Origin of the sequence: Nostoc sp. UHCC 0252, from assembly GCF_034931145.1 — a bacterium.
In the GTDB taxonomy this organism is placed as follows: Bacteria; Cyanobacteriota; Cyanobacteriia; order Cyanobacteriales; family Nostocaceae; genus Nostoc.
In genome coordinates this window covers 32786-55656 of the sequence record NZ_JAYGHE010000004.1, presented here as the reverse complement: position 1 = coordinate 55656, position 22871 = coordinate 32786, and the positions used below count along the sequence as shown (strand labels likewise).

Genomic DNA, 22871 nt, shown 5'->3' with positions numbered 1-22871 from the left:
AGTGAAAGCCCAGCCTAGATTACAGCCCGTTTGTCACCCCTCAAACTCACTGTCTATCAAAATAACTTTAAAACAAGACGAAAATTTGCTTGACAATATATATAACTATATGGTTATATAAAGCATAAGGTTAACTTGCCTTGAACAACGATTAACCTCGGAATTAAAAATTATGACTATTTCTCTGCAACAACGCCAAAGTAGTAACAATCTTTGGGAGAAATTCTGCAATTGGATTACCAGTACCGACAACCGTATGTACATTGGTTGGTTTGGCGTACTGATGATTCCCACACTATTAACAGCAACCATAAGTTTCATCATCGCTTTCATTGCCGCACCACCTGTAGATATAGATGGTATTCGGGAACCTGTCGCTGGTGCTTTACTCTATGGCAATAACATCATTACTGCTGCGGTTGTGCCTACTTCCAATGCTATTGGTTTGCACTTTTACCCCATTTGGGAAGCGGCTAGCTTAGATGAGTGGTTATATAATGGCGGCCCTTACCAGTTGATTATTTTCCACTTTCTGATTGGTATTTTCTGCTACATGGGTCGGCAGTGGGAATTATCTTACCGCTTAGGGATGCGTCCTTGGATTTCTATCGCCTACAGCGCACCTGTTGCTGCTGCCACTGCGGTACTATTAGTCTACTCTGTGGGTCAAGGTTCCTTTTCTGATGGTTTGCCTTTAGGGATTAGTGGTACTTTCAACTTCATGTTTGTACTGCAAGCGGAACACAACGTTCTCATGCACCCATTACACATGCTGGGAGTAGTTGGTGTCTTTGGTGGTGCTTTATTCGCTGCCATGCACGGTTCTCTAGTCACTTCGTCTTTAGTTCGGGAAACCTCTGAAATTGAATCCCAAAACTACGGTTACAAATTCGGTCAAGAAGAAGAAACTTATAATATTGTTGCGGCTCACGGTTATTTCGGCAGATTAATCTTTCAATACGCATCTTTTAACAATAGTCGTGCTTTACACTTCTTCTTGGGTGCTTGGCCAGTAATTGGTATCTGGTGTGCTGCCTTAGCTGTATCTTCTTTCGCCTTTAACCTCAATGGTTTGAACTTTAATAACTCTGTTCTTGATGCTCAAGGTCGTGTAATTAATACTTGGGCTGATGTTTTAAACCGCGCTAACTTGGGAATGGAAACAATGCACGAACGCAACGTTCACAATTTCCCCTTAGATTTAGCTGCTGGAGATATTCAATCTGTAGCTTTGGTTGCTCCTGCTATTCACGGTTAATTAATTCTAAATTTCAGTTCGTTGTAATTCCTCAAAAACAGTATAGGCAGCCCAAGTAAAAAATGCTTCGGGTTGCTTTTTTTCTCAAAACGGTGTTTTTATTAGGGAAGAATCATTGTTTGGCGATGGGCTATGCCCCGATGGAAGCGATCGCACAAAGCGCCCATCGTAGGCGATCGCAACTGCCACAAAAAACTAACTCCAGTGTGGACACTATATTACTGTATAGTTATGCTATTGATTAATCAAACATTTTTATTTGGAGTTAGCCATGATGTTATTTCGACAAATCTTTGACCCAGAAACAAGCACCTATACTTAATTTAATTGCAGATTGCATCCCAAAACTCCGTATGAAGAATTACACAGCGATCGCCTGAAAAACCCTCTCCTGAACTTAAAATTTCTAACATGGATATAAATGAAATTCTCAAATCTTATGCTGCTGGAGAAAGGAGCTTCCCAAGACTGAATCTGCAAGAAGCAGAATTAACGAATGCAGACCTCAGAGGTGCAGATTTTAGCAATGCCGATTTACGTCAGACACGACTTGGTAAAGCCAACTTCAACCAAGCATGTTTGCGAGAGGCAAACATGAGTGAAGCGATTCTCTGGGGAATAGACTTAAGTGAAGCAGACTTGTATCGCGCCATTCTTCGTGAAGCTGATTTGACTGGTGCAAAGCTGGTTCAGGCACGCCTAGATGAAGCCAACTTAATCAAAGCTAGTTTATGTGGTGCTAATTTAAATGGTACAAAACTCTCTGGTTCTCTACTAATTCAAGCAGACTTACGTCCTAGTTCCAATCAACGCACAGATTTGGGATATGCGGTTTTAACTGGGGCAGACTTGAGCTACGCTGACCTGAGAGCGGCTTGTATGCATCATACCAACTTAGATGGAGCGAAGTTATGTCGGGCAGACCTAAGTCGAAGCATCCAGTGGGGAAATTTGGCAACGGATCTTAGTGGAGCCAGTTTGCAAAGAGCAGACTTGAGCTATGCAGACCTCAATGGTGCGATTCTGCGAAACGCTAATCTGCAAGGAGCAGATTTAACCGGAGCTATTCTCACTAACGTTGATTTTCAGGGAGCAATCATGCCCGATGGTACAGTTCATGATTGAGTTTGTTGATAAGTATAAGTAAAATATTGTGTGCAAATTTTTAGGATTTACGCATTGATAATAAATACTAAATATGCATTAAAGGAATAAATATGTTAACCGAACCGTATTAGACATCTCCAAAAATGAATGTAGAGATGTAGCAATGCTACGTCTCTACAAGGATTCTAGATAACGCGTATTTAATTTCACCAGATGTTTTAATCCACCTGATTCCCGTTAAGTCTCTCTAGCAAGCTGCTATCCCTCGTTACGAGATGCTTTATTCTTTGATTGTTTGATTTTTTGGAACTCCCTTCGTGGCTGTTAAATTGGAAATTTCTCGATCAATAAAAAAGATACCCTGTCCTTCTGTCCCGATTAAATTAATTTTATCAAGAATCCCTTTGAACAGAAACTCTTCTTGATGTTGTTCAGCAACGTACCACTGGAGAAACTGAAGGGTGGAATAGTCGGGTTCCGTATTTGCTAAATGTACCAAATCATTAATCTTGTGAGTGATACACTGTTCATGTTCATAGATTTGTTCAAATAGTTCCTTCAGAGAAGAAAAATCACTAGGTGGAGCCTGCATTCCAGTTATCACAGCTAGCGAACCTGTTTCATGTAAATAATTGAGCAAGCGACGCATGTGCATCATCTCTTCATCTGCGTGTTGACTCAAAAAGGTAGCACATCCTTCCAAAGCTTTGTAGGCACACCAAGAACTCATTTGTAGATAAAGATGTGAAGAATACATTTCCAGGTTGATTTGCTCGTTCAATCGTTCAATGATGGCTGCTGATAGCATCTTTCTGACTCCTTTTTAATTTGTGACAAAGATAATTCGGAATAATGTCTTGAAAATCGAAACTAGAGAAGAGAAAAGATTGATGTTCATGCTTGGTTGTAGAGTTTTCCAGGCATTGGGAATCAATTACAAATTACTCAGCGCGATTCCACAAAAATACTTTGTGCTGTTTCCCGATCTAAGGCAGCGCGGGTTCTCCCAACTGTGATGATATAAGAAGGAAAACGTTGTTCCAGCACCAAATTGCTTCCAGGTAAAATGCCGAATGCCATGAGTTTTTGTAACACTGCATGATCTTGAGTTTCTAAACTCACTACTGTTTGCGGTTGACCAATTTTGACTGTTGATAAAGCGTTCACACTAAAAGTTCACTCCGAATAAAATTAAACCGTGGTTGACGATATATCCCATGAGGAAGGCGAAGGGAAAAACAAACATTACTATTGCCAGAGTGATTTTACTTCCCTGTTCCTTAATTAGGATTTGCAATTGGGCGATGCAGGGTAAGAACAAAGTCAAGACAATAGCAGCCACCACCAACTGATTACCCGTCAGGCTTCCCTGTTGCTGTAAATCAAACAGTCCGGCTGCACCATAATCTCGTCGGAAGAAGCCATAGAGAAATATCGGTGCTGCTTGTTTCGGCATTCCCAAAGCCAAGGTTAGAGGTTCAATTGCCCGAATAATTAAGTCAAATAATCCGGTTAACCGTCCTACCCAAATCAAAACCGATGCCCATATAAACAAAGGCAAGATTTCCACAAAATACCACTTCATCCGCACCCAGGTTTTGGTTAGTATGTTCCGCAATTTGGGGAGACGTAAAGGGGGAACCTCCATGTAAAAACTGCCGGAAGTACCAGGTAGAAATTTGGCTGTGAGATAGCCAACGACTAAGAAGATAAGGGTGATAAAGCCTCCCCAAAAAAGCAAGGCGGCGGGTTTTTGTGCCAATAGTCCCACAATTACACCCCACTGTGCTGCACAGGGAATAACGAGGGATAGTAAGAATGTGGCAATTAACCGTTCGCGTTTAGTTTCTAGGGTGCGAGTCACAATTGTTGCCATCGTGTCGCATCCTAAGCCCAATACCATCGGAATCACTGCTCTACCTGATAAGCCAACGGATTTGAATAAGCGATCGAGCATTAAAGATAGACGAGGAAGATAGCCGCTATCTTCCAAAAATGAGAACATCAAGAAGTAGGTAGCAACTACGGGTAAAACAATGGCTGTAGCATAACGAATACCCAAGGTGATAATGCCGTAGTCATTAGCAATGAGGTCTTGTATCGCTTTCCAGGGAATGACTTGAGCAGTGAGGTAATTGACGACTGGGTTGATTTGTCCCTCAAAAAACGTTTCGATGCGATCGACGAGTTCCCCTGCGCCAAATTCACCGACAAATTTGTAAACTCCGTAGTAAAGGATGACTACAAGAATAGGAAATCCGGTAATCGGGTTGACTGTAAGTTGGTGGAGTGTTTCTGCAAGTGAAGATCGAGTCTGTTTGGTTTCATGCACAACTGCTCTTTCTATAGCAGTAGCCCGACTTTGACGAGTATTAGCGATCGCTAATCCAATCGGCTGTTTTAATTGGTTCTGAGTAACAGTAATCAATATCTCTAGATAACTACACTGTTCTCGATCCTGTTCCAAAGTCTGCCATAACGTCGGGTCTTTCTGCAAAAGTAACAGAGCCAGACTGCGGGGTGAAAGTGAGTAGTTTCTAAATAAATAGCGATCGCCTAATGTTTGTCCCCAAGATTCTAGCTGGGCGATCGCAATTTCAATTGGTTCTGGATAAGTAACTTGGCTAATCATGCCCTTGCCTCATTCAAATACTTACACTGGGATCATGACTGGCTGCTTCGGCAAGAATGGAGTAATTCTGTGTCGTAATTCGTCTAAACCTTGATTTAAAGCTGCCGCCATGCAGACTACTGGAATCCCTAACTCCATCTCCAACGCATCTGGTTGTACAGTTATTCCCCAACGACGCGCTTCATCCATGATATTGACGGCAAGTAAAACAGGTAGTCCAGCCTCGATCAGTTGAAAGGTGAGAGGCAGCATTCGTCCCAAGTTCTTGGCATCTACTACATGAATCACGGCTGTGACCGGTTCTGTTAACAATAAATCTCTGGCAACTTTTTCTTCTTCACTGATTGGCAGCAGTGAATACATTCCTGGTGTGTCAATTACCATTATGGTTTGTGTACCAATCTGCGCCACTCCCCGACTGACTTCTACAGTCGTACCTGGATAATTGGAAACTGTGACATAAATTCCGGTCAGGGCATTAAACAATACACTCTTACCAACATTGGGCATTCCTACCAGAGCAATTGGGGGATTTGAGGAAACTTCCTTTGTTAAAAATTGCTGACTTTTGCGAAAGAATGGCAACTTGTATGATTGTTTTTTACACGATTGACTGTGTGATCTACATTTGTGACATTCCATAGGAATTTCAGTTCGAGCTTTACTGACAAGTATTTTTAACTAAAAATGTGAGGAATTTGTGAGGAAATATATGGGATTGCATAGTTGCGGGATGAATTAAGCTACCAAGGGTACAAATCCATAACCCGGATTTCTCACCACACCTCGAATGGAGGAGTAATGAGTAGTGAGTAAGGAGTAATGAGTAAAATTCTTAACTTATTACTTATTACTCATTACTTATTACTTATACGCAAAGCAGCTTGTGAGAAATGCGGGATAAGCGATCGCTCAACAAGTCAGCAAACGTAGTAGGGGCGCAAGATATCGCGCCCCTACTAGAAATAATTTGGGATAATTTATTTTTTGGAAGTCCCTAATGCTTATTACTTAATAGCTAACGCACGGTTCCCCGTAAAGCCTCAGTATCAATGGGTTTGATGAGATAAACTAACAGCAGATTCCAAGCAATTGCCGCAATCAAAGGTAGTTTGCGAATCACCTTCACAACCTTGGGCGCAGAACTGTCCTCAATCTCTGCAATTTTCAAGTTATAACCTGCACAGCGTTGCAGCCGTGGGAAAAATTTGGGATGTTCAGTATTCAACATCACCGGAAAAGCCCGTCCCGCAGTTTCATTGGTGTTGCGGACAACTTGGAAATCAAATTCTGTGGCATCAAGTCCCAATGATTTGTAGAACCCGGAACGTTCATGAACTGTCAGGGTGTGGGTAGCAAATACCGATAGCAAGAAAAAGCGACTCCACAGCCTAGATTTCCAGGTGTTCCATAGTTGCGGTTGAGAACGCAATAATGCTTTGAATATATCTCCGTGGCGATTTTCGTCCTGACACCAACTCTCAAAGTAGCGGAAGATCGGGTAAAACTGGTTTTCTGGATGCTTTTCTAGATGTCTGAAAATAATAATGTAACGCCAGTAGCCGATTTTTTCTGAGAGGTAAACGGTGTAAAGTACCCACTCAATGGGGAAAAACGTATAGGTGCGCGTTTTAGTAACAGTCGCTAAATCAAGGGAGAGTTTAAAATCGCCCATTGCTTTGTTGAGAAATCCGGCATGGCGGGCTTCATCACGCGCCATCAGTTGAAATATTTCCGCTAGCACTGGACTACGATTTTTTAGCTTGCGGGATAATTCCTTGAATAGCAAGAAACCGGAAAACTCAGAAATGCAAGAACGTTCCAAATACTCAATAAATGCCTGCCTTGCTTCACCCTCAATGTGTTCCCAAGACTGCTCAAACGCTTCATCACGCACAAAATGGTGGCGGTTGTAGTCTGTCCGCATTTCTGCTAACATCGCCTGCAACTGAGTTTCCTGGGCAGATAAATCCAGGTTGGCTGCGGTTTCAAAATCTGTAGTGTAAAACCGAGGCGTAAGTACAGTTTCTTTGCTGGGGGTTTTAATTTCTGGCTTTGGTAGAGTATTAACCATCTGTAATGCGGTAACAGAATAAATAACTATATAGTCATTAAGCTAAAACAGATATGGTTATTTGTCTAGACCTCTTTACAACCCTTCAATAAATGAGAGAATGCACCGTGTACAAATAGGACTAAGCACTAAAGTACAAACAAAGAGCATTTGAGGACTTGGATTTAGATAATATATTAAGTTTTGAAACTTCTCTATCCAAAACTTCTTCATCGCTATATGGTTATATAACGAGTTTATTTGCACTCACTGAAAGTTTCAGAGGTTTTAAAATGGGTCGTCATTGGGATAATTCTCTGCAAGAATCTAGAAACTATACAACATTGCTGGCATCATCCATCAACACAATACCCCAGGATTCACGGGAGCGATCGCAGCAATTCATGCAGAACTTACAGGATGAAATTTGCACAGCCTTAGAGCAGCTTGATGGAAAAGCACGCTTTCAACAAGACCACTGGGAGCGAGCAGAAGGCGGAGAAGGGCGTACTCGCGTAATTCGGGAAGGGCGGGTATTTGAACAGGGTGGTGTAAACTTTTCCGCAGTTTGGGGAAATAGCCTCCCGCCGGCAATTTTGGCTCAACGTCCAGAAGCAGCTGGACATGAGTTTTTTGCTACGGGAACCTCAATGGTATTACATCCTCGTAATCCTTATGTACCAACAGTACATCTTAACTATCGCTACTTTGAGGCAGGCCCAATTTGGTGGTTTGGTGGTGGGGCTGATTTAACTCCATACTACCCCTTTGCCGAGGATGCAATTCACTTTCATCAGACTCTCAAAAATGCCTGTGATGTCCACCATCCAGAATATTACCCAGCCTTTAAACTCTGGTGTGATGAATACTTCTACTTGAAGCATCGCCAAGAACAACGGGGTATTGGCGGCATCTTCTTTGATTATCAGGATGCTAGTGGCCAGCTTTATGTTGGTTCTCAAACAGATAGTCCCGCAGCACTCTACAGTCAGCAAGTAGGAACGGTATCTCGGAACTGGGAAGATATCTTTGCCTTTGTCCAGTCTTGCGGTCAAGCATTTTTACCCGCCTATTTGCCCATTGTAGAACGGCGACAGGGAATAGAGTATGGCGATCGCCAACGTCAGTTTCAACTGTACCGTCGGGGTCGTTACGCAGAGTTTAATCTGGTCTATGACCGGGGAACGGTTTTTGGTCTGCAAACCAATGGGAGAACAGAATCCATACTAATGTCTCTACCACCTCTAGCACGCTGGGAATATTGCTATGAGCCAGAACCAGGTACACCCGAAGCACGGCTCACCGAAATTTTTCTCCAGCCCCACGATTGGACGAATGTGACTTTTGTCCAAAAATAACAACATTTTTAGCAACAAGGTATTCATCATGAGCAGCCATTTAGATGTTCGCTTGCGAGAAGGCACTAAACATTCTCACACAATGACGGAAAACACTGCATTTATGAAATGCTTTCTCAAAGGTGTAGTAGAAAAAAGCTATTTTCGGAAGTTGTTGGCGGATCTCTACTTTGTTTACAGTGCTTTAGAAGAACAACTAGAGTGGTATCAACATCATCCGATCATTGGGATGATATATTTTCCCGAACTGCATCGTCAGGCAAGTTTAGAGAAAGATTTAGCCTTTTATTACGGTGAAAATTGGCGATCGCAGATTGTTCCCTCTCCAGCAGGACAGATATATGTTAACCGTATTCATGAAGTTGCCAACACACAACCGGAGTTACTGATTGCTCATGCCTATACTCGCTATATGGGAGATTTATCGGGTGGGCAAGCATTGAGAAAGATTGCGCGTTCGGCAATGAATTTACCAAGCGATCGCGGCACTGCAATGCATGAATTTGAACAGATTCCTACCCCGGAAGCTAGACGGGAATTTAAAGAAGAATTCAGAAGTCAGAATTCAGGAGTCAGAATCAAGACGCTCGATGACTCGCTAACGCTTCGCTATCAGTGGGGGATTCAGACCCGCCACTGATTGAAGACCACTAAATCTTCGATTTAGTGGGGGTGCAAAAACGCCCTTGATTCATCCGCTAAATTCAAAATTCATTCTGAATTCTGGCTCCTGACTCCTGAATTCTGTTTTGATAAATTCTGAGCGCCGAAAATCGGTATTTATAGTTAAGAACTTAAAAATCAAATATGACAACACTTCCATCGCTACTTATTGGTAAACATATTGCCCGCTACCCGATTATTCAAGGGGGAATGGGAATCAGAATTTCTGGCGCGAATCTGGCTGGGGCTGTGGCTAATGCAGGTGGGATTGGTATTGTATCCGCCGTAGGATTAGGACTTAATTCTCCTTATTTTGCGCTTAAACAGCGAAAACATCAGTTATTTGAAGCAAATCGCTTGGCATTAATTGATGAACTCCAGAAAGCTCGTCAAATCAGTCCAAATGGGGTGATTGGGATTAACTCGATGGTGGTAGCGCGAGATAATGAAACTCTGGTACGTACAGCAGTGGAACATGGTGTGAATTTAGTAATTTCTGGTGCTGGCTTACCATTGCATCTACCGGAATATACAGAGAGCTATCCAGATGTGGCATTAGTGCCGATTGTTTCCAGTACCCGCGCTGCTAAGGTGATTTGCCGGAAGTGGGAACGTAATTATGGACGTTTACCTGATGCCTTTGTGGTGGAGAATCCGAATACAGCAGGGGGTCATTTGGGTGCAAAATACCAAGAATTAGGTAATGTTGCCTTAAATGCAGAGCAAGTAATTCCAGAATTGGTAGAATATCTGCGTTCGGAAGTGGGTAAAGATATTCCCGTGATTGCAGCAGGTGGAGTTTGGAACCGTGCTGATATTGATCGGATGTTGGCTTTGGGTGCGAAAGGGGTACAAATGGGGACTCGCTTTATTACCACCGATGAATGTGATGCAGATATTAATTATAAAGAGTTTCATCTTCATGCCAGTCCCGAAGATGTGGTAATTGTCCCTTCTCCCGTGGGAATGCCGGGAAGGGCATTAAAAAATAGTTTTGTGAAAAAAGCGATCGCTCATTCTCCAGATTTAGAAAAACGCTGTATCGCTAACTGCTTAGAGGTTTGCCAATGCCGAGATCATCAAGAAACCTATTGTATTATTCAGGCATTAGATAAAGCTGCTCGTGGTGATGTGGAAAACGGTCTAGTTTTTGCCGGCAGTAATGCTGGACGCGCCGAATGTATGATGTCTGTTGCAGAATTAATTAAGGAACTTGTTAGCTAATCGGCATGGATTTATTAAGGTTGAGTAATTATGTCCCGATCGGATTTGCCTCTCTTCACTTGGCGATCGCCTCCCCTGAAGCTTTCCAACCTGCAAAGCTAGGTGGAAAACCCTGGACATTATCATAATTAAGCAGATGCAACGTCATCACTCCCATAGAAGAACGATAGCCAGTAGAACAGTACATCACCACAGGGCGATCGCTGGGAATCTTACTTAAATTACGAGCTAGCGTTCGGAGCGGAATATTGGTTGCGCCAGGGATATGACCAGACCGATACTCTGATGGCTCTCGCACATCAACTAATAACGGCTGACGGTTTGCCATCAAACTTTTTAAGTCTTCAACCTTAGCGATCGTGTAATATCCCGATGGTATTGACATGAGATACTGATCTACGGCTGATTCCAATTTAGGAAATCCTTTCTGATCTGACTGAATAGCGGTTTCAACCATTAAGTCTGATGAGGTGGAAATTTCCGATGCCATCAAGTTTTGTTGAATGCTTAAAAAGAAACAGAACAATAAAACAATTCCGAGCAGTAGATTTTGGATTGACTTTTTAAACTTCATAAATTTATCCTAACGTGGGTAGCACTCGCAGGTGTTTTAACTCAGTGTGATAGTAGATTGATAAAGATTTATACCGATATCCGATAGAACTTTCTCACGCTGCACTATTCTTCATCATTTGGGTAACAATCTTTTGTACAATTTGCACCCCTGTCACAGCTTGCCAGCCAAACAATCCCAACAGAATCAGGTTTAGCGAAACGTGGACGCTGCGAACCCAGTCATGCTTTTGCATAAAGGGAACCAGCGCCGCAGAAGTGGAAATCAACCCCACCATCCCTAAGCCAGCAAACAAATGGGGGGCAATCACAATCTTGCCATTATTGAGGTAGGTAACAATGATTCCCCCGATCGCACCCATTACCATCAATGCCAAGAGGATAGAGCCAATTTGGTGATGGCGGATGGCGAATCGACCTTTGACCATTTCTTTTTTGATATCGCCATCTGCCAGCCTCGTCCGTCTGACTTGCACACCCAGGTACATGGCATAGAGCGCAACGACCAGCAAGATCCACATAGTAACAGGGTGAAAAAAACTGAGGTAGGGCTTGAGAGCCGCTAAAGTTTCTGAACTCATAACAGGTATTTCCAAATTAGCTATAGAGAATTAATCACAAAAAAAGTATGACATCCTGTTGTTTGAAATCATGTTTTAATACTGGATAAACTGTATGAATTGTCATAAAAATATATGAATATTGACATTAAAAATTCCCAGCTATTTAGAGGTTATAATGAAAGAGAAGATAAAAAAATGCAATCCCTTGATAGTTGCTTCTTGCATAATTGCACCAAGGGATTTCTAAGGGTTTTGCAGCCCATTAAAGATTTTTTCAAGGGTTTTGTAGCCCATTCAATATTGGAGATTACAGTTATGAAAACGAATGTTGGTTCGTTAGATCGCCTGATCCGTTTGTTGTTGGCTTCGGCGTTATTTTATCTAGGACTTTTCCCTTACAGCAGTACAGGATTGGGTATTGGTCTTGTCGTTGCAGGTAGCGTATTGCTGGTGACAGCTTTAGTAGGATTTTGCGGTCTTTATCGCCTCATGGGAATTCATACCAGCCAGATCAACAATCAACTTTAATCATCAACTTTTAAGGAGATCCATAATGGACAATAGTATTCCAATCGAAAGTCCATCCCTATCACGGCGGCAGCTACTTAACTTTATTACCGGAGCAACTATTGCTGCCACTGCGGGTACTGCGCTCTATCCTGCGGGCAAATTCTTTATTGCTCCAGCAGAAAAAACAGGAGTGGGAGGTGCTATTCTTGCTAAAGATATTCTAGGGAAACAAATCCCCGCCTCGCAAATTCTGGCTGAACCGCCCGAAACCCGCGCCCTGGTTGCAGGTTTGGCAGGAGAACCCACTTATCTGATTGTCAAAGAAGATCACACCCTGGATCATATCGGGCTTGTTGATAACTGCACTCACCTTGGTTGTACCTTCCCCTGGAACGCCCTAGATCAGCAGTTTCAATGTCCCTGTCATGGTTCTCGCTATGCCCCTGATGGGTCGGTGATGCGTGGCCCGGCTCCTCTACCGCTTAAGATTGTCCAGGTTGCAGTGATCGATAACAGCATTTTAATCTCGCCGTGGACGGAAACTGATCCTCGCACTGGAAAGAAGCCCTGGTGGGTCTAAGGATGAAGTGATATGGAACCGATTCGTATTTTTTACTTTTCCGATGTTCTCTGTGTTTGGGCTTATATTGCTCAGATTCGTTTGGATGAGTTAAAAACAACCTTTGAAGACAAGATTGCGATCGCACAGCACTTTGTCCCCGTCTTTGGTGTTGCTCGTGAAAAACTGGAAAACCGATGGCGCGATCGCGGGGGATTGCAAGGATACAGCGATCATGTCCAAGAAGTTGCGAAAAAGTTCGATCACATCACCGTTCATCCTGATATTTGGACTCACGTTACACCATTTTCATCCACATCATGTCATTTGTTTCTCCATGCAATTCAACTACTAGAAACGAAGGGTTTAGTAGAGCGAAATCAACAGGTATTTGAAAAAGCAACCTGGGCATTTCGGGAGGCATTTTTTACCAAACTGGCAGATGTTTCTGACCGCAAGGTGCAATTTGGAATTGCAGAGGAGTTAAAACTACCGATCGCAGCTATCGAAGCTCAAATCGATAGCGGTGAGGCTTATGCCCAGCTATCCCAGGATTTTGAATTAGTTAAAGAGCATACAGTTACAGTCAGCCCCACCCTGATTTTTAATGAAGGACGGCAGAAACTCAACGGTAATGTGGGCTATCGGGTCATCGAAGCCAATATCCGGGAGTTACTGCACAATCCTTCGGGAGAGCAATCTTGGTGTTAAGGATGTTGAATTAATAGAAAGACGCGATGCCTTCGGCGAGCGCAGCTATCGCAATCAAAATGCACCCATGAAAAAACCACTTTTATTTGATAAACGCTTGGTTCTATTGGGAATATCTTTGTTGCTCTACATAATAGCACTGAGCTTGCCAGCACTTGCTTTTGATATAGTTGACAACCAGACAAAGCAGACAAGTTTTATTTCTGTTATGAAGGGGGCTGAAGTTACAATTTGGGGACTACTTGGATTATTCTTTCTTCAAATTCCAGCTATTGGCTGGTTAGCCAATCCCCTTTATTGGTTTTCCTTTAAATTGTTTGTACAGAAAAAATACAAATTCTCAATAGTTTCTGCTTTTATTGCAATTATTGTCGGCTTTACAGGAACAATATCAGCATACTGGCTGGCGTTACCCAATGGTAGTAATCCCTATAGTCATCTTCTATTAACTAAGTTACTTCCTGGTTTCTGGTTATGGCTTGCGGCTCCAGCATTTCTGATGATTATTGCTAGTTACTTTGCTTATACGAAATACAAGAATCGCCTCGTGTTAAGCCAGAAGCTTTCCAGAAATCTTTTGGATGAAAAGTGAACGAATCAGGATTTATATAGCAGGCAAAACAATGAGATCGAAGCTATACGGTTTGGTTGCGTGTTTAACAGCTTTGAGTCTATTAACAGGCTGCTCTCTCAGTTTGGGTGGGCTTAGAGGCTCTGGAATAGTTAAGACCGAATCTAGAGAAGTAGGTCGATTCTCATCCATTTCTAGTAAATCCGTAGGTAAAATCACGATACAGCAGACGGGAAAAGAGTCCCTCACGATCACCGCCGACGATAACATTCTGCCGTTGCTAGAAAGTCGTGTAGCTGACAATGTTCTGTATCTCACCATCATGAAAGATACCAATATGAATCCCACCAAGCCCATTGAGTTCGTTGTGGAGGTGAAGAGCCTAGAAAGCTTGAATATAGATGGTGTTGGTAGTGTTGAGGTAAAGGATATCCAAGGTAAACAGTTGTCGATTTCCCTTGATGGGGTGGGTAGCATGACGATCGCCGGAAGTGTTGATGTGCTGGAACTCAATCTTTCCGGGGTGGGAAGTTTCCAAGGTGAGAATTTCAAGACTAAGCAGGCTACGGTTCGCAATAGCGGCGTGGGGAGTGCTGTGGTTAATGTCACTCAGCAGTTAGATGCGACTGTATCCGGCGTGGGTTCAATAGAGTATATTGGCTCTCCTCAAGTTCGGGAATCTCGGCGGGGCGTGGGGTCAGTCAAGAAACGTTAGCTAATACCATTTATTGATAATTGAAGCAATCAGCATCTATCAAACTATGAATTAACAAATATGGGTAAGTATTATGTGGATAAAATGGATTGCAATTATAGGTATTTTTATTATAGTCTGCCTGGGAATTGCTGCCATTTATGGTGGCTATCGGTGGCAGTTGGATACTGATAAATTACGCGCCAAATTAACAAATGGACGGCGGACAATTAAGCCCCAAATCTACGATCAAAAAGAAATTGAAGGCTTACCAGACCCTGTACAGCGATTTTTCAAGACAGTACTTAAGGATGGACAAGCAATCGTGGCTGCGGTCAAATTCTCTCAGCAAGGAAAGTTCAATATGAGTGAAACGGAAGCTAAGTGGAGTCCATTTACTGCCACCCAACTTGTGATTACTCAACGTTTGGGTTTTGATTGGGATGCACGTATCCAAATGGCTCCAGGACTAAATGCATTTGTTCATGATACATATCTGTTAGGAGAAGGCAATTTGCACGCATCATTACTCGGTCTTTTCACTGTTATGAAAACGAGCGTTACACCTGAATTAAATCAAGGTGAATTATTAAGGTTATTTGCGGAAGCAGTTTGGTATCCCACTGCTCTATTACCCAGTCAGGGCGTATGCTGGGAAGCAATCGATGACACCTCTGCTCGTGGTACTCTGACTGATGGTGCAACCACTGTCTCGCTAGTATTTCAGTTTAATACTGAAGGAGCGATCGCTACTATTCGGGCTGAGGCTCGTTATCGAATGGATGATGACAAGCTGACTGCCATGCCCTGGAATGGTAGGTTTTGGGATTATACAGTTCAGAATGGGATGCTTATTCCCTTAGAAGGTGAAGTGGGATGGGAGCATCCAGAAGGCACTCGGCTCTATTTCCAGGGAAAGATTGCAGAGATTAACTATGAGTTTGCACAGTGAGCAACAGCGATCGCTTTCTCACCAACACCTGTGAAGCACTTCATGCTCATTTTGACATTGACCACTCAATCTTACAAATCGAAACCTTGGCAAAACCTTTGAACACCTTTACTGAAGCCTTGGAAGCCTTTAGAAGGGCTATGTCTTATCGATTTTTCGATTGGTTGACCCTTGTGACGTATTTGCTGCTTATAAAGCCAGTTTGGGCCTTATTTGGTCTTAATTATTATTTAAGTCCCGTTAATTGGAGTGAAACCAAAAAAGGTGGGCTGATTGCCCACCCTAAACCATTATTTAATTAGTACTACTTGACAGGTGCTTCAGTAGCACTTTTACCAACAAGCATTGCAGTATTTTCATCACTTTCGAGAATACCGAATTCAATCAACAATTCTTCCAACTCTTCCATCTCAATAGGGGTAGGAACAGCAAGCTTATCGTTGTCGATGATCTTTTTAGCCAAAATCCGATATTCGTTGCTTTGGTTGCTATCAGGTGCATACTCATTAACAGTCATCCGGCGCAATTCTGCGTGTTGAACAATGTTGTCACGAGGAACGTAGTGAATCATTTGGGTGTTCAAACGTTTTGCCAAGGTTTCGATTAAATCGATTTCTCGGTCAACGTTACGGCTGTTACAAATCAAGCCACCCAAGCGCACACCGCCAGTATGAGCATATTTAAGAACACCACGAGCGATGTTGTTAGCTGCATACATCGCCATCATTTCACCAGAGGTAACGATGTAGATTTCTTGTGCCTTGCCTTCACGGATAGGCATAGCAAAACCACCGCACACAACGTCACCCAAAACGTCGTAACTTACAAAATCAACATCTTTGTAAGCACCGTTTTCTTCTAAGAAGTTGATAGCAGTGATAATACCACGACCAGCGCAACCGACACCGGGTTCAGGGCCACCAGACTCCACGCAACGTACATCACGGAAACCAGTCAGCATTACTTCTTCAAGTTCAATATCTTCAACAGCGCCTCTTTCAGCAGCTAATTGCAAAACGCTTGTTTGAGCTTTACTGTGTAGCATCAAACGGGTAGAGTCAGCTTTAGGATCGCAACCGACAATTAGAATGCGTTGACCCATTTCAGCCATAGCTGCCAGGGTGTTTTGAGAGGTGGTAGATTTACCAATACCGCCTTTACCATAGAAAGCTATTTGTCTAATCTTTTCGTCAGTCATGGTTGTGTTTCCTACAATGATTTAATTGATGGGTCGGAAGCTTGATAGAAAATATTCACTCTTGGAACGTAGGGAAGTAAAGCCTATTGGCGTTAACGTGTAGCAACTTGTCGCTAAACATTGCACCCCGACAAAAACAGTTAAAATCAGAACAGATTTACACACAAAACGTAGACGTAGAGCTACTTATCCTCAGATATCGCTCAAGGGATAGAGAAATCTCCATCTCCTCATAACGAAGCCTTAAAAGCTTTGACTTCAGCATTGTCAGTTGTAGCAACAGAATCCCAAATGGTTGCTCAAGCCTCAGAGTGGTTGCAGCAGGAATTCAAATGAACGCAGATTTGTTCCTTGAACCACACAACCAACCACATTGCAATCCACTCTAAATGGTTACTGCAACTTCTTTGATTTTGCTGATGTCAAATTACCAAAAACTTCAATAGCGCTTATTGTTTCGTGATTGATGCAGCAGGATAAATCCCAGGATCAAAGTGGTAGTTATAGGTGCAGTATAATGCCTGCACAGGTAATCCCTAACACTCTCACTTAGATAATATCTTCGTGAACTTTGACAGTATGGTTAAGTTCCTCAAAATTGTGGAATGATACCATTCTGCTGGAAATTTTCGTTCCAAAAGTCAGCAACTGCTTCACCTTAGTTTGCGGCTGAAAATATTCGCTTCCGCAAGACTAAGTTCGTAAACATTCTGTATTTCTATGAAATTGTCAGGCTGTACTAAGAGTCTTTCTTCCCAGACTCCAAGAGTAATTGCCTTTCTTGGGTAATGCTCTAGCTAGGTTAGCCAACTCTTATTGGCTCATACCCAGATAAATTTCGATTGACTTCAAGTTGTTACAAAGGCTACTATCCAACTCAATCTAGTTTTAGATTTTTGTTACAGAAAGATGTAGCGAATTGAAGGAGACTTACCAGATCAAAAAAACTTTATTGAGCTTGCCTCAAAATTGTCTTGAAGTCTTTTTGTGTTTTCACTGTTTTGATTCCTATAAAAACCATAACATACATCTCAGCGATTTATTTGCCTAATCTCAAATTATTTATTTACTCACCATAGTATTATCCTTAGAATCTTTAATAGTCATAAGTTACGCGCTCATAAGTTACCAGTTAATGAAATTATTGTTCATAGCTAATTTGTGCAGATAGATACTTTTGACTATTTGATAAAAGTATTTAAAACTAATGTTTTACAAATAAAATATGATTTATTATTTTGCATCTCCAGAATTTATACCAATACAGGTCAAATAAGACCAAAACACTTGTACAGACGGCGATTTATCGTGTCTCAAAAACCCAAAATTTTGCCAGTAGCCCTCAACCCAACCGGATTGGGATTTACACAAACAATAGTAAGCCCCAACCAATGGAATTCGCAGCTACATAAACATAGATGCTTTGCGGCTTCCCGCGCGGACTAAAGAAAAATTGAGTGTTCGAAACCCACCTCCGTGGATTTCGTCTGTGTAGATGCGCTTTTTAACCGCCCATTTAATACCAATTCAATTAGTGACTGCAACACGTTCTTGGGTAAAGACGCGATTCATCGCGTCTCTACAAATGGTCTATTTGCCACATTCTTCTTTCAAATTGGTATAACGTTAATTAGTCTTAAATAGCTCTTTGCCGCATCTGCTGCCCATCAAGCCCTTGTTTAATCCAACTCAGGCATTCATATTCAGATTTAAATAATTTTGGTGCTGCAATATTATTTAATAACTCTGGTGGATAATGATCGTAAAAGCATTTGTCTCCTTCTTGAGAGATGATAATCAAATGGTTCCGGTAAACATATCGAGACTTAAAACAATCCCTGTGGCTAATAAATTCGGAATTTTGATCGAGATGTTCTTTAGCAATATCAACAATGTTACTAATGCTACATCCATAAATTGTTGATGGATTTTCTGCTTTATGAAATTGGCTTTTGTGCCCAATTTCAGATAGCAATTTATACGAATAAATATTGTGATTATCAACTTTTCCAAAAACGAATGGAATAATGAGATACCCTTTGTATGAGACTGAACTTTCATAAAGAAGACGACTCATGTTAACCTCCTTTGGTGTAACTGCTTCAAGACCATAAACTTAGCTGATTAGGGGGATACTCAAGATTATTCCAAGGTAAGGGTGGAACTGGCGTATCATTCTGTTCTAGTAGCTGTTGGAAATGACGCGCTATGTTAGGCGATCGCGCTTCTATTGGACAATGAACAAAGAAATAAATTCGCACTCCCGTCTGTAACCAGTGCTGAATCTGCCTTACCCACTCTTCCATAAACGGCTGATTCACTGATAAATTTGGATGGGAAATAAATCGAATCATAGTAAAAGGTGCTGTCACACTCAATTGCAACGGTAATTTGGGTTTACGCCGTTCTGATTGCAACTGGGGGTCATCATCTCCAGTGTAAATAGGGCGGGAGTCTAACAGTACCCGTCCTACACCTAACTTTTCTAAAAGCGCCGTCAAATTACTAGTATGAGGTTCCCTAAACCAGTCGGGATGGCGAACTTCCAGGGCTAAGGGTGCATCTGTGCGCGGCCAAGCCTCCAGAAAACTGGTCAAATCGTCAAGTAATACAGGTGCATAACTGGGTGGTAACTGGGCAAATATTGGGCCAAGACGTTTACCTAATGGGCGCATCCCTTCCAGAAATTTTAAAGCGGTGGGAATATTAGGTTGCAACAATCCTTGATGGGTAACATCTCGCGGTAATTTTAGACAAAATTCAAACCCTGCTGGTGTTTCGGCAGCCCAACGGGTTACAGTTTCTTGGTTAGGCACTGCATAAAAAGTGGTGTTACCTTCTACAGTAGTGAAGCGACGACTGTAAAGATGGAGAAAATCGGTAGCGCGAGTACCTTGAGGATAGAGTTCGCCCACCCAACTTTTATATGCCCAAACAGCACAACCGATAAAAAAGTTCACAGAGCTTAAAAGTCTTAAAGTATCATATTTAATTTTACAGTTAGGTTGTAATAATTCGTAATTCGTAATTACCATCGTATAAAGTCGATATCAATCGCGGCTACACAAAGCAAGTCCGCCTGTGCAGACTGTAGGAGTTTGAAACCCACGGAGGTGGGTTTTGTATGTATAGCCGTGAATTCTATTCGCCGGGACATAATACTTATGACCTAGATGCGATGCATCGCGTCTCTACAAAGGTCTATTTGTCGTATTGTTTTTTAAAATTGGTATTACGCATCAATTATGTATGAAATGTAGGGACAATTCATGAATTGCCCCTACGAGGCTTAGATTTTTTTGAACCTAAGAGTTTGTTGCTCTCGCTTTGAAAAGACTTAACGACACTGGCGATATTTGATGTGATAAACTAACCCGCGATGGGCTAGGTCGAAGGAGTCAACAGTTGCCATTCCTTTACCACTGGCGGTCATCGCAGCATTCACCCGCATATTTACACTGTCACCACAGCGTGACCAAACATCACCCACAGTAACTAATTGATCGCGGACGTTGTAATCACTTTCGCCGTTAAATGTCCGAGAAAAAACGGGGCCACGCTGACCAGCAAAAAAGTACTCTGACCTTAGTCTGCCAGTTGTAGCAGGAGCAACATAACCCCGATAATCGGCATCGTATAGGGAAATTTGAAAGCCTTGGGGGACTTTGATCGGAATACTTAAGTTACAGTTTTTGCGTCTTTCTTCTGCTTGATTCCCTAAAGCTATAAACTTATCAAATAGAATACTTAACTCTTGACCATCGGGACTGACACTTACACTAGCAGATCCTTCAGGGCAGCCATTACCACCATATTTTGCACTGATAATTTCCACTTTGTCGTTAGCAAACGCAGGGCCGACAGAAGCTGTTATTAGTGTTGTTGCAGCCAAAAAAGCTTTGATAGAGTTGATAGATGTTGTCTTGAGATTTTGGTTATTCATAACTCACCTGTTTTGAGTATTTTGGATAATGTTAGTTCCAAATTGGTTGCGGCTGATTTCGGAAAACTGATCGTTAAAAAAATCAGTATCAACTATATTTGAAGCTGGAAATAAAACCCATGTATAACTTATAACCTTTTCTGCCTTCCTGATATGGATAAAGAATTCCTAATCAACTTATTTCCGGTGAAATAATTAACGCATTAATAGGGCAAGTATAAATTTGCAAACTGGACTAATTAGCTCAGAAAGTCGAAAAATAGACTATTAAAGTAATTTTTCATATCTCAAAACTACCGAAAAGTTAGCTATTTAACCTACCGAATCTACATCTGCGTATTGAATTTTAGGCAACTAGAATTTAACTGAATTATTTATAGAAGTCTCTAAAATAAATTCAGTAGTGTTATTCAGAAAAATATCTAATTGATGTATGATTGCTAAATAAAAGACAAAATTTTTCCTCACTAAATAAAATATTTAGCAATCTACAATTAGCGATATTTTTTGCGCGAATTAATTCTAGTTTTTGACTTCTAACTTCTTAGTCAAGCCTTAGATATTGAATCTGTACTTGCTTAATGACTAAATATTTTCTATTGTGTTCCCGTAGAACTGACTAGGCGATCGCAATTAATTATTTAGCCGCAAAGCAATGGCACAGTATTACTTGTGCATGTCAATCTAAGTACCCATACTAATAGGGTTCAGTTAAGGGCTATTGGCAGAAATTTTTGGTTTTCGAGACGCGATAAATCGCCGTCTCTACAAGTGTTTTGGTGTTCTCTGAAATGTATTGGTACTTATACTCAAAAAATTAGGTAGCACACCTGTGCTACCTGATGTGTCGTAGTGCAACATCGGTTATTGATAAATTTCCCCATCAGGCATAATTGCCCCAGCTAAGTTAGCACCAATTAATTTAACCAAAAGGCGCTCACCAGAACGAATCCGCGCTCCTGTTAAGTCGGCTCCTCGTAAGTCGGTTCCACTGAGATCCGCACCAATTAAATTAGCACCACGTAAATTCGCCTCCCTAAGATCCGCTAAAAGGAGGTTTGCCCGAAATAAATTTGCTTCAGATAAATTCGCCCCTCTGAGGTTGACTTTGTGCATAAAAGTGTCGCTGAGATTAGCGCCGCTCAAGTTGGCATAACTCAGATTTCTGCCAGATAAATCTTTGTTGCTCAAATTTGCCCGACTATAGTCTTTGCCACTCAAGTCTGAGTTTTGCTTCGGTGGTGGCTGGGTTGGTTGAGATGGTGTTTGGTATTGAGGTGAGGGTGAAGGTGAATAAGATGTGGTTTGATGTTTGGTTTGAGATGTGGTTTGATGTTTGGTTTTTAGAGAACGCAACTTTTCACGAGCTTCATTTATGGCTTTCAGCTTGTCTTGTGCTTTCTGCTGTAAACGGAGATTTTCTTTGGGAATGCGATCGGGATGCCAAACAAAGACTAAATCTTTGTAAGCCTGGTTCACTTCCTCAAGTGTTGCCCCAGGCTCTAATTCCAAAACTCTATAGTACCGCTCCAGATCGCTCATACGATATTTTGGTGGACAATCAACTTAATTATGAGTGATGAAGCCATGTATTCGCTGCATCTTTTACCACTCCCCTGTTTCTTCATCTTCCCATCTCCCGATTTCTCCATCGAGCGATCGCTCTTAAATATGCTGCAACTGGAATCTGATAAATTTCAATAACAATCCAAACAATAATTGATAAATGTGATAGGAAAGTTAATATCGTCCAAATATATGGCATCCAGGTAATAGGTTCCTTAATATCAGCAGGGAAATAGTAAGCTACTATGCCAATCAGAGTAGTGGGAAGAATTACAAAAACTGCTGCTGCTATTCCATAACCCCAACCTAACTCTACACCTTCCAACTGGCCTTCAGTCCAACTAAAACCACTCCAACGCCAAATTAACGGTGGTTGTCTAGAAGGCATCTTGATTTGCTGTAGTTCTAAATTGACTGTAAAAATCTCTTGGCAAAAGTCACAAGCCATCGCTTCCATCAATGGCATGTGAGAAATCTTACCTATCCGACAGACTGGGCAGGGATAAACTCCATAATAGTCGAAAGATTGGGCTAAGATTTTGGAACTGGGCATAATGGAACTGATAATCCTAAAAAGTTGATCTGGTTAATGAGGACTTGGGTAACGATAATGTATTGCGATCGCTAATTGTCTGCAATCAGCTTTCGCAAGGTGAGGTGACAAGTCAGGAGAATTAGAGCAGTTTTTTTGCATGAAGTACAAGGCTATGGGTTTGGAGGCAGGGGGCAGGGGGCA

General features: G+C 41.8%; 25 protein-coding genes and 1 pseudogene. 13 read left to right on the top strand and 13 right to left on the bottom strand.

What is annotated here, in order from left to right; all coding sequences use genetic code 11:
- The first annotated feature begins 172 nt into the window (after window positions 1-172).
- The 3 genes from psbA (at window position 173) to hetL (ending at window position 2383) form a co-directional block, all read left to right on the top strand.
- Window positions 173-1258: a photosystem II q(b) protein gene (psbA, locus tag VB732_RS03600; protein ID WP_323229470.1), complete on the top strand. Its 1086-nt coding sequence runs from the start codon at window positions 173-175 to the stop codon at window positions 1256-1258.
- A gap of 62 nt (window positions 1259-1320) precedes the next feature.
- The gene (locus tag VB732_RS03595) at window positions 1321-1503 is read left to right on the top strand and encodes a hypothetical protein (protein WP_323229469.1); all 183 of its coding nucleotides are present in this window, start codon (window positions 1321-1323) and stop codon (window positions 1501-1503) included.
- Window positions 1504-1669: 166 nt separating this feature from the next.
- Entirely contained in the window at window positions 1670-2383 is a 714-nt protein-coding gene (gene hetL / locus VB732_RS03590) for a heterocyst differentiation pentapeptide repeat protein HetL (RefSeq protein WP_323229468.1), read from the top strand.
- A 262-nt stretch (window positions 2384-2645) separates the two neighbouring features.
- Here the strand turns inward: hetL and ftnA are convergent, their stop codons facing one another.
- From ftnA to acsF, 5 genes are all read right to left on the bottom strand, one after another.
- Window positions 2646-3173, bottom strand: coding sequence for a non-heme ferritin (gene ftnA, locus VB732_RS03585; RefSeq protein ID WP_323229467.1), 528 nt, complete (start codon window positions 3171-3173; stop codon window positions 2646-2648).
- 137 nt (window positions 3174-3310) lie between these two features.
- Entirely contained in the window at window positions 3311-3532 is a 222-nt protein-coding gene (locus tag VB732_RS03580) for a FeoA family protein (protein ID WP_323229466.1), read from the bottom strand.
- A 1-nt stretch (window position 3533) separates the two neighbouring features.
- A complete protein-coding gene (locus tag VB732_RS03575) occupies window positions 3534-4997 on the bottom strand; it encodes a ferrous iron transporter B (protein ID WP_323229465.1) in 1464 nt (487 codons plus the stop codon).
- A gap of 21 nt (window positions 4998-5018) precedes the next feature.
- Window positions 5019-5582 (bottom strand): FeoB small GTPase domain-containing protein, encoded by a 564-nt coding sequence (locus VB732_RS03570; protein WP_323229464.1) that lies wholly within the window; start codon window positions 5580-5582, stop codon window positions 5019-5021.
- 433 nt (window positions 5583-6015) lie between these two features.
- A complete protein-coding gene (gene acsF, locus VB732_RS03565) occupies window positions 6016-7071 on the bottom strand; it encodes a magnesium-protoporphyrin IX monomethyl ester (oxidative) cyclase (RefSeq protein WP_323229463.1) in 1056 nt (351 codons plus the stop codon).
- A gap of 272 nt (window positions 7072-7343) precedes the next feature.
- Between acsF and hemF the strand changes: the two genes are divergently transcribed.
- The 3 genes from hemF to VB732_RS03550 all read left to right on the top strand — a co-directional run bounded on the left by hemF (window position 7344) and on the right by VB732_RS03550 (window position 10295).
- Window positions 7344-8408 carry an oxygen-dependent coproporphyrinogen oxidase gene (gene hemF, locus VB732_RS03560; protein ID WP_323229461.1) on the top strand — a complete coding sequence of 355 codons (1065 nt, stop codon included), beginning with the start codon at window positions 7344-7346 and terminating at the stop codon, window positions 8406-8408.
- Between the two features lie 28 nt (window positions 8409-8436).
- Window positions 8437-9048 (top strand): heme oxygenase (biliverdin-producing), encoded by a 612-nt coding sequence (locus VB732_RS03555; RefSeq protein WP_323229460.1) that lies wholly within the window; start codon window positions 8437-8439, stop codon window positions 9046-9048.
- Window positions 9049-9215: 167 nt separating this feature from the next.
- A complete protein-coding gene (locus VB732_RS03550) occupies window positions 9216-10295 on the top strand; it encodes a nitronate monooxygenase family protein (protein ID WP_323229459.1) in 1080 nt (359 codons plus the stop codon).
- Window positions 10296-10350: 55 nt separating this feature from the next.
- Here VB732_RS03550 and VB732_RS03545 read toward each other — a convergent pair whose 3' ends face one another.
- The gene (locus tag VB732_RS03545; protein WP_323229458.1) at window positions 10351-10869 is read right to left on the bottom strand and encodes a rhodanese-like domain-containing protein; all 519 of its coding nucleotides are present in this window, start codon (window positions 10867-10869) and stop codon (window positions 10351-10353) included.
- Window positions 10870-10963: 94 nt separating this feature from the next.
- Window positions 10964-11449 (bottom strand): DUF4079 domain-containing protein, encoded by a 486-nt coding sequence (locus VB732_RS03540; RefSeq protein WP_323229457.1) that lies wholly within the window; start codon window positions 11447-11449, stop codon window positions 10964-10966.
- A gap of 297 nt (window positions 11450-11746) precedes the next feature.
- Here VB732_RS03540 and VB732_RS03535 point away from each other — a divergent pair, with 297 nt between their 5' ends.
- The 7 genes and pseudogenes from VB732_RS03535 to VB732_RS03505 form a co-directional block, all read left to right on the top strand.
- On the top strand, window positions 11747-11959 hold the full coding sequence (locus VB732_RS03535) for a DUF2892 domain-containing protein (protein ID WP_323229456.1): 213 nt from the start codon (window positions 11747-11749) through the stop codon (window positions 11957-11959).
- A gap of 25 nt (window positions 11960-11984) precedes the next feature.
- Entirely contained in the window at window positions 11985-12521 is a 537-nt protein-coding gene (petC, locus tag VB732_RS03530; RefSeq protein ID WP_323229455.1) for a cytochrome b6-f complex iron-sulfur subunit, read from the top strand.
- Window positions 12522-12533: 12 nt separating this feature from the next.
- Entirely contained in the window at window positions 12534-13211 is a 678-nt protein-coding gene (locus tag VB732_RS03525; RefSeq protein ID WP_323229454.1) for a DsbA family oxidoreductase, read from the top strand.
- A 67-nt stretch (window positions 13212-13278) separates the two neighbouring features.
- Window positions 13279-13803 (top strand): hypothetical protein, encoded by a 525-nt coding sequence (locus VB732_RS03520; protein ID WP_323229453.1) that lies wholly within the window; start codon window positions 13279-13281, stop codon window positions 13801-13803.
- 31 nt (window positions 13804-13834) lie between these two features.
- On the top strand, window positions 13835-14497 hold the full coding sequence (locus VB732_RS03515) for a GIN domain-containing protein (protein WP_323229452.1): 663 nt from the start codon (window positions 13835-13837) through the stop codon (window positions 14495-14497).
- Between the two features lie 73 nt (window positions 14498-14570).
- Window positions 14571-15428: a DUF6920 family protein gene (locus VB732_RS03510; protein WP_323229451.1), complete on the top strand. Its 858-nt coding sequence runs from the start codon at window positions 14571-14573 to the stop codon at window positions 15426-15428.
- 92 nt (window positions 15429-15520) lie between these two features.
- Window positions 15521-15651, top strand: a pseudogene (locus VB732_RS03505) (IS701 family transposase); the annotation flags it as partial.
- Between the two features lie 81 nt (window positions 15652-15732).
- On the opposite strand, the gene nifH reads toward VB732_RS03505, so the two are convergent.
- The 6 genes from nifH to VB732_RS03475 form a co-directional block, all read right to left on the bottom strand.
- Window positions 15733-16626: a nitrogenase iron protein gene (gene nifH, locus VB732_RS03500; protein WP_229464468.1), complete on the bottom strand. Its 894-nt coding sequence runs from the start codon at window positions 16624-16626 to the stop codon at window positions 15733-15735.
- A 1636-nt stretch (window positions 16627-18262) separates the two neighbouring features.
- Complete coding sequence (locus VB732_RS03495) at window positions 18263-18703, bottom strand: hypothetical protein (RefSeq protein WP_323229450.1); 441 nt, start codon at window positions 18701-18703, stop codon at window positions 18263-18265.
- Window positions 18704-18728: 25 nt separating this feature from the next.
- Window positions 18729-19586 carry a DUF72 domain-containing protein gene (locus VB732_RS03490; protein WP_323229448.1) on the bottom strand — a complete coding sequence of 286 codons (858 nt, stop codon included), beginning with the start codon at window positions 19584-19586 and terminating at the stop codon, window positions 18729-18731.
- 377 nt (window positions 19587-19963) lie between these two features.
- Window positions 19964-20569: a DUF4360 domain-containing protein gene (locus VB732_RS03485; protein ID WP_323229447.1), complete on the bottom strand. Its 606-nt coding sequence runs from the start codon at window positions 20567-20569 to the stop codon at window positions 19964-19966.
- An 864-nt stretch (window positions 20570-21433) separates the two neighbouring features.
- Window positions 21434-22111 (bottom strand): pentapeptide repeat-containing protein, encoded by a 678-nt coding sequence (locus VB732_RS03480; RefSeq protein WP_323229446.1) that lies wholly within the window; start codon window positions 22109-22111, stop codon window positions 21434-21436.
- 82 nt (window positions 22112-22193) lie between these two features.
- Window positions 22194-22688 (bottom strand): hypothetical protein, encoded by a 495-nt coding sequence (locus VB732_RS03475; RefSeq protein WP_323229445.1) that lies wholly within the window; start codon window positions 22686-22688, stop codon window positions 22194-22196.
- Window positions 22689-22871: the final 183 nt, after the last annotated feature.